Source organism: Wolbachia endosymbiont (group A) of Norellia spinipes, from assembly GCF_964273535.1.
In genome coordinates this window covers 443906-461326 of sequence record NZ_OZ187006.1, presented here as the reverse complement: position 1 = coordinate 461326, position 17421 = coordinate 443906, and the positions used below count along the sequence as shown (strand labels likewise).

The 17421-nt window shown below is 33.3% G+C and carries 6 protein-coding genes and 4 pseudogenes; 1 reads left to right on the top strand and 9 read right to left on the bottom strand.

Annotated elements, in window-relative coordinates; genetic code table 11:
• Nucleotides 1–20: 20 nt before the first annotated feature.
• The 3 genes and pseudogenes from ACFZP3_RS02305 to ACFZP3_RS02295 form a co-directional block, all read right to left on the bottom strand.
• Nucleotides 21–1490 carry a cytoplasmic incompatibility factor CifA gene (locus ACFZP3_RS02305; protein ID WP_386086768.1) on the bottom strand — a complete coding sequence of 490 codons (1470 nt, stop codon included), beginning with the start codon at nt 1488–1490 and terminating at the stop codon, nt 21–23.
• Between the two features lie 289 nt (nt 1491–1779).
• Nucleotides 1780–2313, bottom strand: a complete 534-nt coding sequence (locus ACFZP3_RS02300; RefSeq protein ID WP_386086767.1) for a pyrimidine dimer DNA glycosylase/endonuclease V — start codon at nt 2311–2313, stop codon at nt 1780–1782.
• Nucleotides 2314–2333: 20 nt separating this feature from the next.
• Nucleotides 2334–2885: pseudogene (locus ACFZP3_RS02295) on the bottom strand (Rpn family recombination-promoting nuclease/putative transposase); the annotation flags it as partial.
• Here ACFZP3_RS02295 and ACFZP3_RS02290 point away from each other — a divergent pair.
• Nucleotides 2880–3455: pseudogene (locus tag ACFZP3_RS02290) on the top strand (Rpn family recombination-promoting nuclease/putative transposase); the annotation flags it as partial. The pseudogenes ACFZP3_RS02295 and ACFZP3_RS02290 overlap by 6 nt on opposite strands.
• Before the next feature lie 320 nt (nt 3456–3775).
• On the opposite strand, the gene ACFZP3_RS02285 reads toward ACFZP3_RS02290, so the two are convergent.
• The 6 genes and pseudogenes from ACFZP3_RS02285 to ACFZP3_RS02260 all read right to left on the bottom strand — a co-directional run bounded on the left by ACFZP3_RS02285 (nt 3776) and on the right by ACFZP3_RS02260 (nt 16702).
• Complete coding sequence (locus tag ACFZP3_RS02285; RefSeq protein WP_386087100.1) at nt 3776–5257, bottom strand: ankyrin repeat domain-containing protein; 1482 nt, start codon at nt 5255–5257, stop codon at nt 3776–3778.
• 18 nt (nt 5258–5275) lie between these two features.
• Nucleotides 5276–5413 (bottom strand): annotated as a pseudogene (locus tag ACFZP3_RS02280) (ankyrin repeat domain-containing protein); the annotation flags it as partial.
• Entirely contained in the window at nt 5404–6747 is a 1344-nt protein-coding gene (locus ACFZP3_RS02275; RefSeq protein WP_386087099.1) for an ankyrin repeat domain-containing protein, read from the bottom strand. The gene ACFZP3_RS02275 and the pseudogene ACFZP3_RS02280, both read right to left, overlap by 10 nt.
• Nucleotides 6748–7734: 987 nt before the next feature.
• Nucleotides 7735–14850: pseudogene (locus tag ACFZP3_RS02270) on the bottom strand (ankyrin repeat domain-containing protein); the annotation flags it as partial.
• 54 nt (nt 14851–14904) lie between these two features.
• Nucleotides 14905–15237 carry a hypothetical protein gene (locus ACFZP3_RS02265; RefSeq protein ID WP_386086766.1) on the bottom strand — a complete coding sequence of 111 codons (333 nt, stop codon included), beginning with the start codon at nt 15235–15237 and terminating at the stop codon, nt 14905–14907.
• A gap of 331 nt (nt 15238–15568) precedes the next feature.
• Nucleotides 15569–16702 (bottom strand): hypothetical protein, encoded by a 1134-nt coding sequence (locus ACFZP3_RS02260; protein WP_386086765.1) that lies wholly within the window; start codon nt 16700–16702, stop codon nt 15569–15571.
• Nucleotides 16703–17421 lie beyond the last annotated feature (719 nt).

The following is a 17421-nucleotide window of genomic DNA, read 5'->3' as shown; positions in this document are numbered from 1 at the left end:
ACCAAGAGTTCATAAGTGGATTACTTATTACCACTAAGCGTAAAGACGCTTTTTTTCTTATAAGAAGAAACACCACTTACACTAGGAGTTCCAAGCTCAGACTGTGGACCATCATCAACTGGCAAAGTTGTTTTCTTACTACCATGAGCTTTAGATCGTGACCGTAAATTATTCCAAGGACCATCACCTACAGGCGGTAAAATTGTTTTCTCTAACTCAGAGAATAATTCTTCCGCAAACAGACCGTAATCTACATTTACTCTTTTACCTTCTCTACCACATAATCTAAGACTTTTTATTATCCTTCCCTTAAAGAACTCAAATCTTTCAGGAAAGCTATTTTTAGCAAATAACATCATATCTAGTATTTCTTTTTTCTCTATTTCTTTTTCCTCATCAGACTTATAAATGTCTTCTCGTTTCCAGTTAATTATTAACCCTGCAAGCATGTCCTGTATAGGAACTATACAATTAGAAATATTAACAGAAATCTTTCTGTATTCAATAAAGCAGTCACATTTCCAAATCTTCATAATAAGAGATCTAGCTTGAACATTTGATTCAGGATTTTTCAACATTACATTTGAAAGTGAGTAAAGAAGGAGGTCATACTCATCCTGTGAGAGTATTTCCTTTGAATGATCACCTCGTGCTGAAGCTTCCTCATAACACCAGCACTGTACCAAATCATGAACCGTATCAAAAAAACATGACTCTATTAATTCAGCAAGAAGAGCATATACTCCCTTATCTTTCTGCAATAATTTCTGTAAAAGAGTATCTTTATCGACTATCTTATTTACACAAAAATCTAAAATAGGAGCATCTTTCTCAACAGATTGAACGCGGGACAGAGCAATAATAGCTTCTGTAAGTTTCTTTTCCTTATCTTCTTCTTTTAAATGATTATAAAAATACTCTACTCCTTCACTCCACTTAAGTTTTACAGCACTGTCAAAGCCTTCTACTGCATCATACTTCTTTAATTCCCCAGATTCTCTATCGATCCAGAAGTTGAACACATCACCTTTTCTCTTCATGCTATTTAATAGGGAGTTTCGTATGTATTTATCAGTTATAAGATTACCGCTACCATCAAGTGTGCCAGGAGGAAAACTGTTCTTGTAAAATTCAAATCTTTTTTGAAAGAATGGATGAATTTTATCCACTACACAGTAACTACAAGCCATCTCATATTTGCGAAGTGGATTATCTATTCCACCTATTTTCTCTTCAGTAAACCTTTGACCTAAAGCAGCATTATCCAACCTTACACCTGACCAGCAACCTTCATCTTGGAATACATTGTGCAAAAACTTCAACTTATCACCCTTAAAGTATTTTATGTGCTCCATAAAGTTATCTTGAAGGACTCCCACCCATCTCTTGATAGCTGACTTCCTCCCGGCAGCAACTGTTGGATCTGGATGTTTAATAGCTTCCTGTAATTTTTTGGACATCGTAGCCCGAAGCTCTTTCTGTGTTGGCATTAACCCCTCCTATTAAGTATTTATATAAAAAAGGCATTGTATAGACATTAGAATGGATTGCAATATTAAAATTACTAGAATAGAGGGTTTAATAAAAAAAACGTTATGGCTAAAACTTCTTTTCTTGAATTTTCTCAATATAATCAACAGAAAACCCTGTTATTTCAGCAATAACATCAATAGAAACACCCGCCTTGAGTGAATTTTTAGCCACAGCTATTTTAGCCTGTTTTTCGCCCTCTTCCCTGCTTTTTTCATGTCCGATTTGGATGGCTTCTTTATTTATGAGCTATATTAGCTGTGGTATTGTGTAGCAGATTATCCAACCTGGTGCTTCTCTACCTTTTTCCCACTTAGCAAACCTCATCTTTTCTTTTAGGTAATATTCTCTATAGGCTTCTATTGGATTACTACATTTATATCGATCAGGTAACGCTTGTGTAAAAATTTGTATATCAGCTGATTGAAAAATTAGCAAATCCTTATTATTATCACACCAATCTATAACTTCTTCGGATTTATGCGTTCTTTTGTATCGCAAGCTATACTCTATGCACAATTCTTTTCCATGCTTTATCAACCAATTAAAGTTTCCTTTTGAGTGTCTAGCCCATAGAGAACAAGGGTGGTTTTTGTGAGTAAGTTTATATGGAACTTCTATATTCTGGTCTGTGATGCTGACTAAAGGATTTGGCACTTTTAATGCTATTGAAAAAACATTACTTAATAACTGAGCAGTTTCTAATGGCATTTTTACTATATGCTTATCACATAAAATTTGTGCCGCAATTGCTGGGTTTTCATCTAGTACAAAGATGTTCATCTAGACACCCAAAGATAGAATTAGCTTAAGTCTTTGACTTCGTTAACTGTAAGACCAGTAGTTTGAGCTATTATATCGATAGAAACCCCTGCTTTAAGTAGGTTTTTTGCGACTTCAATTTCCCTTTCTTTTCTGCCTTTTTCATGACCGATTTGGATGCCTTCTTCTCTGCCTTTTTCAGTAGCATCATCAAGTTTTTGAGCGAGGACAGCCTGTTCATCAAGAATACGTTTTATTTCCTGTTCATAGGCAATAAATTCTTTTTCTGACCAGTTAAATCTATTTAGCTCTTCATAGGCCTTTTTAATTATTACATCACTACCTATTATTTTTTCCAGCTCTTCTTCACTAGTCTCATCTGCATATCGAAAAAAATAAACCCATTTTTCAACTATATTTTCCAACTGATCTTCCTTATTCTTTGGAAATTTTGGCAACTCAATAAATATAAAATAGAAATCTTTTAGATCATGCTCATTAGTGTCTTCATCTCGAATAGTATGCTTTGATTTGTACTCAGATTTATTAGGAAACAGTACACAATCTGCTATAGCAATGAAGATAATTTCCTTATTGCTATTTCTAATTGTAATTTATTTCCTGATAAGCTTGATTATATATCTAGCCATACCATAAGAGATGAAAAAACTAATGAGCATGACTTAAAAGATTTTCAATTTATCTTCATTGAGTTACCAAAGTTTCCCAAAAGTAGAGAAGAGCAGCTAGAAAATATAGTAGATCGTTGGCTGTTTTTCTTTAAATATGCGGAAGAAACAACTGATGAAGATTTAAGGAAAATAGCAGAAAAATCACCAATAATAAAGCTAGCATATGATGAGTTAGATAAATTTCATTGGAATGAGAAAGATCTTGTAGCTTATGAAGAAAGGGTAATGGATTTACAGAAAGAAGCTGCTATCTTGGAACAAAAACTCGATGATGCTAAACATGAAGGAATCCAAATTGGAGAAGAGAAGGGCAGGAAAGAAGGCATCCAAATCGGCCATGAAAAAGGTAAAATTGAAGGTAAAATTGAAGTAGCAAAAAACTCACTCAAGGCCGGTGTATCTATTGATGTTATAGCTCAAATTACTGGTCTCTCTCATTCTGAAATTTCACAACTCAAAGAAAAAACATAATTATTCACTTTAACATTTATGAAAACCTTCTCTAAGTTAGACATATCCCCTAATTAAGAATCTAGTGAGCTGTCTAAAATGGCTATAAAGATTGCACATAGAATTATATAAATTACTATCATAACGTTACCCAAACTTCTACATCAAAGCTACGTGCTGTAAGTTCAATATGGAAAACATATTAACCACTTAGCATTTAATGTCTACTTCATCCATTTTAGTATTAAGACTATCAAACTTGCTACTGGTTTCCCTAATTATTTTGGCTACCCTCACTTTAAATTTTCCACTACTTGACATATTACCTCTTACATTATAACCTACCTATTGATATTACCTCCAAGCTTGGTTACTCCTATCTCAGAAAGACAAGTTGATACTTCTGAATTGCTGTGAACTGAAGCATTACTTAAATAACTTTGAGGCTCTAAACTCATTTGCTTTGCATCATCAACTTCTAATCTACCATCTCTGTTGTGTAATATCTGCTCTATTGATTGATTTAGCAGACCCTTATTAAATTGAGCTATAAACTTGTCAAACTTTTTCGGACTTAACTTACCAGGGCATCCTGCTTCTCTACCAGGACATGCTTCTTCTAGGTATGAGTTTAAAATTCCCGAAATCTCATCAAATTTACCACTCATGATTTTTCCTGTAACTTCTTTCTGTATTTCCACAAAATCAATATTTAATCGATGCATTGATACACCGCTTTTTAATCCAGCTTGCTCTACTACTTTCTCAAATCCCTTTGTAATATTAAGTACATATCCCTGTGCTTCTAGTGGAGATATAGACTGATCTACTGTAGAAATATACTTTTGACCCGTTACCTTTCTAACCAGCACGTCAAGCAATATTATTGTACCATTTACATCCATTTTTGCATCAACTTGTGAGATTGGACTTGAAGTGTTTGATGTTTCCTTAGATAATGTAGGTTTAGAATTTAATAATCCACCTACAGAGCCTTTTACCCAATTAAATAAATCATTTATCCAGGAAGATGGTTTTATTGCACTGCTTGTTGCTATTTCAGGTTGATTACTTGAATCTATAGCAAGTGGTTTTCTTGACATATGGTGACGAGCATGATCTCCATGGTGATGACGGCGTTTGCGTTGAACAGTTTTGTCTCTTTCTTCTTTGATTTTCTCTAAATATTTTACAACATCATTATGTTTTTTCCAAGAAGCAAGATCCAACGGTGTTTTATCATCCTTGTCTTTAACTTCAAAATCAGCACCTTCTTCTATAAGGTATTTTACTACATCTAAATGACCATTTCTAGCAGCATAGTGTAGAGGAGTCCTACTAGTGTTATCCTTAGCATTAATGTCAGCAACTTCCTTTATAAGATACTCTACTCCGGGTAAGCAACCTTCAAATGCAGCCCAGTGTAAAGAAGTCCTTCCATTACTACTCTTAGTATTAATATAAGCACCCCGTTTGATACATTCTTTAACTTTATCAAGGTCTCCGCTTTTTGCAGCATTCAATAATTCTTTATCTAGATCTAATTGTGCTTGCCTTAAGACTTCCTCTATATCTTTGTAACCACTTTGAATAGCCAATTCTAAAGGTACATCACCATCCATGTCTCTAGCCTCAATGTTAGCGTGCTTATCAAGAAGAAATTTTACTATATCCAATCTGTTCACCCTAACAGCAAGATGCAAAGGTTTTTTATTATAGTCGTCTTGAGACTCAATATTAGCACCTTTATCAATAAGAAATTTTACCGTATCCAAATTACCCTCTCGAACAGCAAAATGTAAAGGTGTTCCCTGATACGTTATTTCATTATTAAATTTAGCACCCTTACTAACGAGAAGTTCTACTGCATTCCATTTACTTTCTCGAGCAGCAAAAAGTATAGGTGTCCAACCATTCCTATCTAGAAGCTCAATCCTAGCACATCTACTAAGAAGAAGCTGAATCATACCTAAGTTACCTTCTTGAGCAGCATAGTGTAAAGGCGTAGAACCATATAATCATCACAAAGAAGTTTTATTTTGCTCAGATCACCTGCTTTGGCAGCAAGATGTAAGGGTGTTCTACCAAGTTTGTCTTGAACCTCAATGTTATTACTATTTGGGATTTCTAAAGACGTAGAATTTTCTTGTAAGTTACCTATCAAATCTGAATTATGTATTTTACCAAGGTAGTTTATTACATTAGAATAACCACCACAAGAAGCATAATATAGAGGTACCCAGCCACCATGATCTTTAATATTAACATCAATTTTTTCTTCGTCTATAAAATATTTTACTATATCTAGTTTACCATTGTAAGCAGCATAGTGAAGGGGAATTCTACCACTATTATCTTTAATTTTTAAACTACTTTTTTCACCTACCACAAGATATTTTACTACATTTAGCTCGCCCCCATAAGCAGCACAATGCATAAGAGTTCGGCCATCGCTATACTTAGCACTTAAGCTAGCTCCTTGACTTACAAGATCTTCAACTTTGCTAAGATTTCCATATTGTGCTGCAATCAATAATTCTTTATCTAATTGCACTTGTTTTAAATACTCTACAATATTATTGTGTTTTTGATCAGTAGCAATACCCAGCAATGTTTTACCACCTTTGTCTTGAGTATGAACGTCAGCTCCCTTATCTACAAGGTACTTTACCATGTCTAAATGACCATTCCAAGAGGCATAGTATAGAGGAGTGCGACCATCTCTATCAGTATCATCAATGCTCATTCCTTTGCTGAGGAAAAATTCTATAATGTTTTTGTTATTGTTTTCAGCAGCAATGTGTATAGGTTTCCTGCCAAAAATGTTCTCAGCGTTAATATCAGCACCCTTTTCTATTAAAAAGTTAGCAACTTCTAAGTAGCCTCTCCATGCAGCAAAATGTAGCGGTGTCCAACCATTTTTATCAGTATCATTAATATCAACACATTTGCTAATAAGGTACTTTAGTATATCCAAATTACCACTATAAGAAGCATCACATATAGAGGGGCCACAACGATGATCTTTACCCTCTAAACTAACGCCATTTTTAACAAGGTATTTAAATATACCAAAGTGACCTTTTAATACAGCATTGCGTGCAGGGGTATTACCATCTCTGTCTTCAGTATTAACATTAGCTCCTTGATTAACAAGGCCTGTTACTTCACTAATATTGCCAACTTTTGTTACATTCAACAATGCATGATCTAATTGTGCTTGCCTTGAAACCCTTACTATATCTAAACTAGAACCAGCATCTGCATTTCTCGTTTTTCTTACATTAGACCCACAATCTTCAATTATCCACATCCCTTGCAGAACCTGATCTCCTGGAATCCAAGTAAATACTCTACGCCTATCATTGTCATATTTAGCATAATCAGCAGCATATAAATGTTCTTTAAGCTTAACATTCATTATAGAACAGTTGTTACCATCAGGTTTAATCATCCACACATCTCGTGCAACTCCTCCACCTGAAACCCAAGTAAATACCATTCTCCTGTCGTTGTCATAATTGAAATAATCACTAGCAGCATATAAATTTTCATTAAATTCAGCATTCACTATATTAAAGTTGTCACCATCAGGTTTAATCTTCCACCTAAACTTATCATTTTTTTCATCCTTTGAAATCCAAGTAAATACTCTTCTTCTATTGCTGTCATAATTAAAACAACTATTAGCAGCATATAAATATTCATTATGATCAATATTTTTAATGCATACTTCTGACGCAAATACTGCATTTCTCACTGATTCTGGCAATCTGCCTTTTAGTTTCTCAAGGTTAGATCTATCTTCTTGATTGACATCAGAATAGTTCTTCATCTCCATTACTTCTTTGACATAGTAAGCTAACTTAAATACTGCATCATTATTTAAATCATTATTTCTTTGCATTGCGTTAAATACAGCCACATAACCCAATATACGCTGACTAACATCATTATGGCTTTCTACACAACTTAATATTTTTTTCGTATCTACTTTCCCATATACGTCATTTATCACTCCCTTAATTGTATTATTAAACAACCTTTGATCGAAATTATAAATGTCATTAGCAAGTGTATTAACCGAACCATAACGATCATGTAACATACCATCCTTTAGCTTCTCTTTTACTACATTTTTTATTGAATATTTTAACTTTTCTACAAAAAACTCTGCCCATCTTTTTACGTTAGGCACGGTTTCTGCTTGATTAATAATCTCCTTCTTTAAAACCTTAACCCTTTCCATCATCTTATATGGATCGTTGTTTCTATCCTCAATACTTGTTGCATCCTTACTAAGGAAGAATTTGACCACATCTAAATTACCATTGCAACCAGCTATACGAAGAGGTGTTCTACTATCTTTATCTTCAGCTTTAATATCATAACCTTTATCGATAAGGAACTCAGCTATATTTAATTTACCCTCCTGAGCAGCTAAGTGCAGAGGAAGGGCGTCCTTATTTTCAACACTAAAATCCTTTCTATCAAAAAGAACTTTTACTACATCCAACCTACCTCCTTGAATAGCCATATTTAAAGGTGTTAATTCATGCTCATTTCCAATATCTATACTTTTAATCTTTTTTATCAAATCCTCAGCTTTACTATTATTTCTTTGCAATGTTGCATTAAATACCTGCTCTTTTAATAAATCTACTTTTTCCTTATAAAAATCCTCTATAATATCTTCTGAATTACAAGTAGAGACTATGCATTTCAAATTAGAAATCGTTGTATCGTTAAAAGCAAACATCACCTCTCTTGCAGGTTGATAAGTGTTCCAACCTTCCACACTTGCTAAGATATTATTATTATGTGACAACACCAAATCATCATCAGTAATCCCCATATCAAAATCCACTATGGATTTATCTTTAAAGTCAACCACACCAATATCATTATTATTAATAGGTTGATTATGATAAATCTGTAACCCTTGTTCGTCTGATTGATAATACCTGAAAAAGCTAGGATTCATTTCTACGTGCTCAAGCCCTAAGTTTGTACTATCAATTTTATAAAGCTCATTGTTTATTCGTAATACAATTTGTTGATTCTCTGGATTTTGAAAATAATCAACTAAACCAATGGATAAAGACCATTTAGTACCTACACTATCAAATATTGTAATATCTTGTATCTTTAAACTATCCTCTGTAAGGTCAGAGATTGATTTGCCATAACATTCATTTATATAATCCCTTTTACCTTCTTCTATGCTTATACCATCAACATCTGTTACACTTAACTCAGCAAAATCAATGATACTATAAGGTATGTTTTGATAAGACACCACTTTGTTTTTTATTTTTAAATTGAGCCTTATTGGCGACAATGAAGTTTTGCTATTTAATGTATCTGGTAGTTTGATAATATACTGGTGTTGCCCTTTCTCTCCTTCTATTGTAATGTCCTGATAGTAATTACACAGCATCAGATAGTCATCATAACCATAGTTCCGTCCACCATTAAGGTATTTCTGATAACTACTTGTAACGTCAGAGCTACTATAGCTAAAATCAACAATGACTTGACCTGAGTACATGCCAGCAATTATCACTTTTTCACTAGGTACTCCCATGTGGTTTTTAATAACTTCTACTTGAGATACTGGTATGTCAAAATTATTGTTATTGACAATATCTTTTGCAATTTGGTAAGTATCAAGTAATTGTTGGTCTAGAATACTTGCTTGTATAAATGCTTTTAACTTTTTTGCACTATTTTGTATTACCTCTCTACTAATATCACTTCCTGAACTTTTCAGCTTTTGATATCTAATATCTTCTATTGTATCAGACAAAGACTTATCTTGTATTGCAACAGACTCTGTTATTCCATTGCTATTTACTTGAATTACTAGATTTTTAAAATCATTGATTTTAGTACTTGAAACAATACTTTGTGTATTATTAGCTAAAACATCTAAGCTATAGCCGACCTTTTCTATATCTTCACTTATTCCCCACTGTGTGATATTAGCAACTTGAACCTTTATTATGTCAATATTTCCTTTTATTTTTCCTGTACTGCCCAAATCACTTACTATCTTAGCATTATCACTATCTTCATTAACAACAAATATTGTTTGTTTTAATCCCCTGTTATGCACATTTTCTTTGTTAACTACTCTAACTTCATAATCTTTGTCTGTGCAGTTAAATGAATTCTGCCAAACTTCCGCGTTTTTTACATTAATTAATCTCGTTTCACAGTGAGTAGTAATATTTTGCTTGTTGTCAGAGTTAGATACATAGTTATATGTGTTAACCAATCTTATGTTATTGCTATTACCATAGTGTATAGTTCCGCTATACAAATCAGCAACGATATTATTAGCTTTAACATTCATTACCACAGTATTTTCTTTTTCTGTTCCGCCTTTAAAAGTACCAGATGTAGAATTGTTAATAACAAAGATAGTTTCATTATTTTTTGAGCCAATATAACATATACTACTACCACCTGGAACATGCATCACTGCTGGATAATTTGCGGCTGCTGTTAATGTTTTAGGGCCTGAAATATACAATATTAATCCTCTAGAAAATGTTTGCTTTTTTGTATTATTTTGATTAGTAAAAATAAAAGGTTCACCCGAGAGAACAAAGGTCTCTTGACAATTTCTATATATATTATCATTGTTACATGGGTAATATATATTATCACCACGTGTATGTTTTGTATTAATTACTTTACTGCATTGAGATCCCTGTGTTAGATGTCCTAATGGTGCACTTACAATTCTCAACCCGCTGTTGTATTCATCTTGAGTTATATGGGGAAGATATTTTACTTCCTCACTAATTAAATAAACTTTTTTCTTTTCTTGTGTGGCAAGAAATTCTTCATACTTCGCTTTATTCTTAAATCTTGTAGCACCTATGTCATCCAGCTGATAAAATTTTAAATTGAGAGTTTGAGATATATTCAATAAAGATAAATCTTCCTTTACATTAGAAGTCACATCAACCTTATTGAAAGAGATACTTTCATCTCCTTTTTCTAATTCACATACCCACTCCCAGTGATCCATGTAACTACTATATTCATCAACCCCAATATATTCATCAGTCATCCCCATACGTATGGGCTTTTTGCCACGGTTTTTGATTATCTCACTATATTTTTCTTCAATACTAGTAACATACTGCACAACTGCAGCTATATTAGGATCAGAATTAAGGTAACTTATGGCATTGTTTTTCACAGTATTCAAATAACTCTTTATCCTTATATAGTCTTCGTATATTGCTTTTTCAGAATTTGAAAAAAATATTTTAGCACGATCGATATTAGATATGGGAATTTGTGCTGCTACTGCTTGCGCTTCCATTGTTCTGCTGTATAAGGATTGATGCAACGAAAACACAATATCAGGAACCATAGTAAATACTGATATCCTACCTAAAACTTTGCCTGCAGCAGACAACCCTCTTAAAATTTCAGTGGTCGCACTAGCCATAGTAACTACTGCTAACCTGCCTAAACCTTTGCCTGCAACAGATAACCCTCTTAAAATTTCAGTGGTCGCACTTACACTTTTTACTGTAAAACTAATTCCTGCACTTATAGGCCTTATACTCATGCTTGCTAGCTTTACACCACTACTAGCTGTCCAATAATAATTTAATGGATGATGGTTGCCTTGAGCCATTTCCTTTATACTATACCCAAATTGATAAGCAATAGTTGCAAATGTAATACTTTGAACTACAGGATTACTGATAATCTTAACAAAAGTTTGACGTACAGGCTGTGGTATTTTACTAACCAATTTTCCTACTTTACTATTAGGAGAAATACTTACACTTGTCCTAACATCATCCATAGCATCAAGTATACCGTTGATACCAAATACCTGCTTTAAAGCATCATTATTATGCCGTTCAAGTGTTGCTGTATCACATATACTATCAAGCAAGTCATATATAGCCATCATGGAAAAAAACTTTCCACCTTTTGCTCCTTTTATTTTCGCTGAATCAAATTTATCACGATCAAATGCAATTCCTTTTTCTTGAAGGCTGCTTTCTACATTATTAATGTAATCTACAAAAACTTTTTCACCAAGATCATCAAAATGACTTTTAAATCTGTCAAAAGTATCTTCCCTAACACCTTTTGCTAGCAAGTTCTGTTTAATTTCCTCTACAATATTAGAGTAATCTTGATTAGTTTGAACATTACCTATGTCTTCAATGTATTTTTTATTCTCTAACAACTGCTTATCATTTGATAGTTGATGTAATTTATTATGAATTTTCTCTCTTTCTGCATCTGTAGTAAAATTTTTAATTATATCATCGAATTTTACTTCATAGCCATCGATGCTTAAATAATACTCAATATTTTGTCCTTTTATTTTTTCTTTTATAACGCGATCCTTATCTCTGCCTACTTTTACTAAGATCTCAATACCATCACTATAATCATCTACAAAATATCTTTCTGCATTCTTCATTTCTATAATATCACCTATTATCAATTTTTTATCATTACCATTGTTATCTTTTACTTTTACATATACATCAGTCCTATCAGCATTGCCTATCATATCAAACACTTGCTCACGACCTATATCTACAATTTCATTAGTTAAATCCTTAGCATTATCAATATCAAATAGCTCTTTAACACGTTGCTTTTTTTCTTCATTTGTAATCTTTTCTTCATCAAGCGAATCTATGCAGGCCATACTTACACTTCTTTCTCTTCTTGGTTTTTTACTTGGTGGATACTCCGGCGATGAAGATTTTCTTTTAGAACACTGCCCTACAGTAGGTAACATATGAACTGAACTATGAACTACTTCAACAGGAATAAATCCTTCCTTAGCTGTCCTACTTGTTAAAATAAGTTTATTTGGATTGTTCGATCCTTTATCGAAAACAACACCGATAAACTTTACCTCATCACCATCTGTAAGAGTTTTATAGGTAACACCTTCTTTGTATTCTTCATTTATTTGATCATTTGCTTCCCTCAATAAAGCTTGAGCTCCTTTGCCCTGCCTTGATGTCTTAAGTTCCAACCCTATTGGTGTGTACTCCTCAGCATTTCCACCTTGAGCTACAAACTTAATACCATGAACTAGCATGTCAATACGTTCCCCTCTACCAGTTTGAAACTCAGTTAAAACTAATGCTCTGGTTTCTGGTGATTCCTGTAATTTTAAGTCACTATAATAACTAAACACTCCATTCAATATTCCCTGAAAATGAGCTTCTTTATTAACGAGACTCTTAAAAGGAAATATTCCTTCTCCAATTTTTTCTAATAATCCGCTATATCCTTTTATTGATAAAGATTGGATATCTAGTGCTTTATCAAATGTTTCTTTTAACTCATTAGGATAAGGAACTTTTTTGAAAGTACCTTCAAATCTCCCAACTCCGTTGTTGTACCCTTGTAAAGAATTATATTTTTCAGCCCAAACAGTAAGATATCTTTTAAAATCTGACTTGTATCTAGTATCAAAATTAAGACCTAATTCAACTATTTTCCTACCTCCTATCTCTCTACCTAATCTATCAAGGGGAAGCGCTTTATTCAGAACATCCTTTCTGTTAGCTTCAACAATATTTATTACATAAACTAACTTATCTGTATTTTCTGGAATAAGCACCATTGTTACAACTGCATGGCTTGCATCAAGGTTAGTTGATAGTGCTTCTCTGCCTCTTTGAGCTGCTAGACGTCCAGGTCTACCAGAATCGGGATGCGCTTCGGTAGGTATATTATCTCCATAGATAAAAATGTACTTTTTTAAATTTGCTCCTGAATCTTCACTTAATAATAATGATTGCCCTAGTAAAAACCTACTGAAATAATGATTATCTCCCTTCTCTGGTGTACCAGGAAACGTATGATAAATACGTTCTAAATTATCTTTTACCTGTTCTTTTAATTCCCTTTTACCAATTGTCTGCGTGTCCAAATCCTTAGTAGATTCTAATATTTCTTGAAAAAGAGGAATTATCTCTTCTCCACGATTTGATACTTTAATATCAGAGATAGGAGACGAATTATCAAGATTGACACCAACACATAAAATGTTGTCTGCAGTAGTTAAAACTCGCTGAACATTTGGTTGGAAACCTTGTGCATACCTTTCTGCTTGTTGCAAAGCCTTATCTGGAGTAGCATTACGAAGTACTCCTGCTTTTAACTCAATAATAATGGGAATAGAGTCTAATGCACGATCAGGACCACGAGCTAGCAGGATAATATCTGCATAACCCCTACCTACAAATTGCTCTGGATAAACTCTAAGATTATATCTATAGTGGAAATTCATGAAAACACCTACCATAAATCCATGATGTGCTGCTTCACGTGCACTACTATCATAGGTTAATGAGTTTTCATATTTAGAATGAACTCTCCCAATCTCTCTAAGAACCACCTCAAGAGATCTTTCAACTATTGTCTCATCAAAACCAGTTAACCCAGCTATATCAGCTTCCGGATTACTCCATATTCCTTTTTCTATTTCACGTAATCCCTTGCTAGTAGCAGAATTAAGTATCTCTTTAACTTCCATATTAACAAAAATACCATCCTTTCCTTTATAGATCTGTACTAATCTAGATTCCATTTTTCCATTAATTTCATTCTTAATCTCTTCAATTCTATTCTTAATATCTCGTTCAGTCAGTCCCTCAGAAGCTATATTCTCCTTTAATACGTTCTCCAACTCACCAGAAGTAAATTGATGGCCACGCTTACCTTCTGAAATGGAAAATAAATCTATATTATTAATAGCGTCTTCAGCATTTCCAATTTGACCATTTTTAACAATAGCTACTTTTAAAGTTTTCGAAGTATCAAAACTAAAATAAATCTTTTTAATATTTAACTTTCCTGCAATTTCTGTATCCAGCAAAGTAGAAAAGCTCCCTAAGAAGAAGTGAGTAAAAAATCCTGCTTTTTCTACAGAGTGTAAATAAGATGGAATCTGATCCACAAATGATTGAAATCTTGTTTCGAAAGATTTAAAATCCTCTCCTTGCTTACTTGTGCCAACTTCTGTATCTGCTTCCTCTATCAATAACTGTATTAACTCAAAATCTTGTGGTCTTCCTTTACCCATGACTTTTTTTAAACCTTTCGCAAGCTCTACATCATTATCAACAATACCTCTCTCAAGACCAAAATTATAATGGTTTCGGTTACCCAGTGCGCCAACATGAAATAACTGTATTTGAATATTTCCGTTTTCATATCGACTTTCAGTTGCACCAGAAACACTAATCCTTGCGCTGAGCATTTCACTCATTGCTTTTATTTCAGGCTCACCTCCCCAAGTATTAGGGTTCCTCATGTTCTCTAAGTAATTCTCAAAATTGCCCTCAATAAAACCTTCGAACTCGTTTCTATGAGAACTTATATGATCAACTACTCGATTGCGAAATACATTTCTTACTAAGTTTGCAAATGTATCATCATAATTCGCAGTACCTCAATTCCGAACCAAACCTCTAATATGATCTAAATTTTGGATTACAGCTTCTTCATTTCCAAATAAAGCTTTATACCTCCTTCGAAATAAAGCGTCGTTGTTTCTCACAGGTATTAAGTAAGCCATAGTAACAGACCAAAATAAGCAACTACCATCTCCTGGAACATCAATTCTTTTAAATCTACTTTCACTTTCGGAATTAGCGTCAGACCTCCGATAACGCTTGAATTGAGAAAATTCTTTAGCTTGCTCTATATATTGTATTTTACCCGATGATTCGGTAATCTTTGAATTAACGCCTAGATGATCTGTTGGATATTGTGTCTTTAACATAAAACCCCCCTTCATTATATTATACTAAACCCACTATACCAAGCTTATTATATAACAATCAGAGATATCAATAATAAAAGCTATTTTTACCCATATGCTGGCTTATGTATATAACATTTGTATTATAATGCAACATCTTTTTGACAGAAGCTAAAGTAGTAACAAGAAACCACCACCTGCTTTATAGAATTGCCTTATAATACTTCTCAATTACCCAAACCTAATTGTTCACATGCTTTGCTTAATTTAACCTCAGTTAAGCTAGTAAGCTCTTCAGCTGTAGACTTACCGTATGATAAAAATTTATTTAATGAATCAATGTCTCTTTTCTCTAACACAGATCGTATATACTCTGCTTGTCTAGAATCCATAAATTCTTTGATTTGATAGGATTAGCCTTATCTAATATTGCCCATACCGGTGCCATATAACCTCCATCAATTAGAGGCACCAACAACCTTCCTTGAAGTACTGAACTACTCTTCATTTCTTCATTTAATAATAAGGCACGATGGCTATCAAATCCCTCTTTCGTCCACATATGCATAAAAAGCCTTATTCCTTCATCTACGCAAGATTTTGAATAGCTTTCTATTTTTCTTATATACTTTAACCAAACACAATAATAATCTCCTGAAATACTACTTGGCTTTAAGTAATTAAATAGTTCTCGAAATTGATCAAAGCGAAATGCACTCTGTAACGTTTTTAAACTACCATAATAACCATTTTCAGCTAAGTCTCTTTTTAGAAGTTCTGGATATTTATCAGGACTTATTTGGCTAAAGCAAAATTCGAATATTTCAGGATAACTATTACAACGAATACCTGCTGCATATACCGCTGTTTTCATGAAGATCTCATCCTTTTTCTGTTCACTCATCTCACTTTCAGGTAATGATTTTATTTTATTCCAGAAGAATTCCACTGCCTGCTCTTGCTTAAAACTCATAGCACACTTAAGCCCGTACTCATATGGATGACAGCCATCTAAATTTAATTTAGAGATATAACCGCTGACAAAATGTGACCAAAAAACTATTAAAAGGTTCCCTGATAGGGTCTTAACTAAGTGACCATACTCCAATAGACTGCTCTTACCTTGAGCTGATAGTTTATTTTTCCTCTCTTCAAACAAAGCAACAATATCCTCTTCTAGGCAATAACGACAAGCTGTCTGATATCTCTTTTCAGAGCTAAATGGATTATTTGAACCTTGCGTAATCAATTTTTTGCCTACTACTTGCCTATCAAGCTTAACTCCGTGTAAATTGTCTACTTTTTTCCAACAATCCTCACTAGATAGCACTTGTGCAAGAAAATTACATCCTTTCTTGCCACTTTTTTGGTGTAAACGCCAATTTGCATAGCACCAGCGCTCAATTTGAAAAAGCTTAGATGCTCTATAGGGATCATCCTCTTTAATAGACGAAAACAAAACTTTTGGAATATCTGAACGCAGCATGATCACCTCTCTATGAATGGAAAAAAATGGAAACTGTTACGTTTAACATACACTACAGTAACTTGATACCATTGCTAGTAAGATATCCCGTTTCTAAGTTTTGTCAATCATCAACTTGAAAAATTTTTTAGACTTGAAATAGTTTTCAATAAAAGCCTCTTGATAAGGTCAATCTGATCTTTCATTTTTTTTAAATTCTGTTTTTATCATACGCTTATTAATTCTTCCGCAAGTAAAATACTATTAATTTAGCAAAATATATTATTAAAATCTCAAGCAAATTAACCATTTCCAGTGCTCAAAATCAAGGAACGTGAGAACTGTTTTTCTTGGGATGGATTGGTCTAACGCTTGTTCTGTGCGAACTTTTCTATATAATAATTCTACTATATCGTAAAATCAGCTATATTAGCCTATTTTTGTGATATTTAGGTGCGAACTAACGTACCTAGCTTTATTGCAAAAATTTCACACCTTTATTTGCACAACCCTATTTTTACCCAATAAGTTCTCACAAAGGTAGGTACTTTTTTGCAATTTTAGAAAAAGTCAATAATTAGATTTTTTGTGGTGCTAATTGACTTACATTTTTATTGAAAGTATTTTTTGAAAAAGGTAGTTGACTTACTAATCAATTTTGTTATACATAATAATTTTTATTTTAAGAGGAGGTTATATGTTTGGAGTGGATACTGCAGTTATTGCTGCTGGAGTTGCTG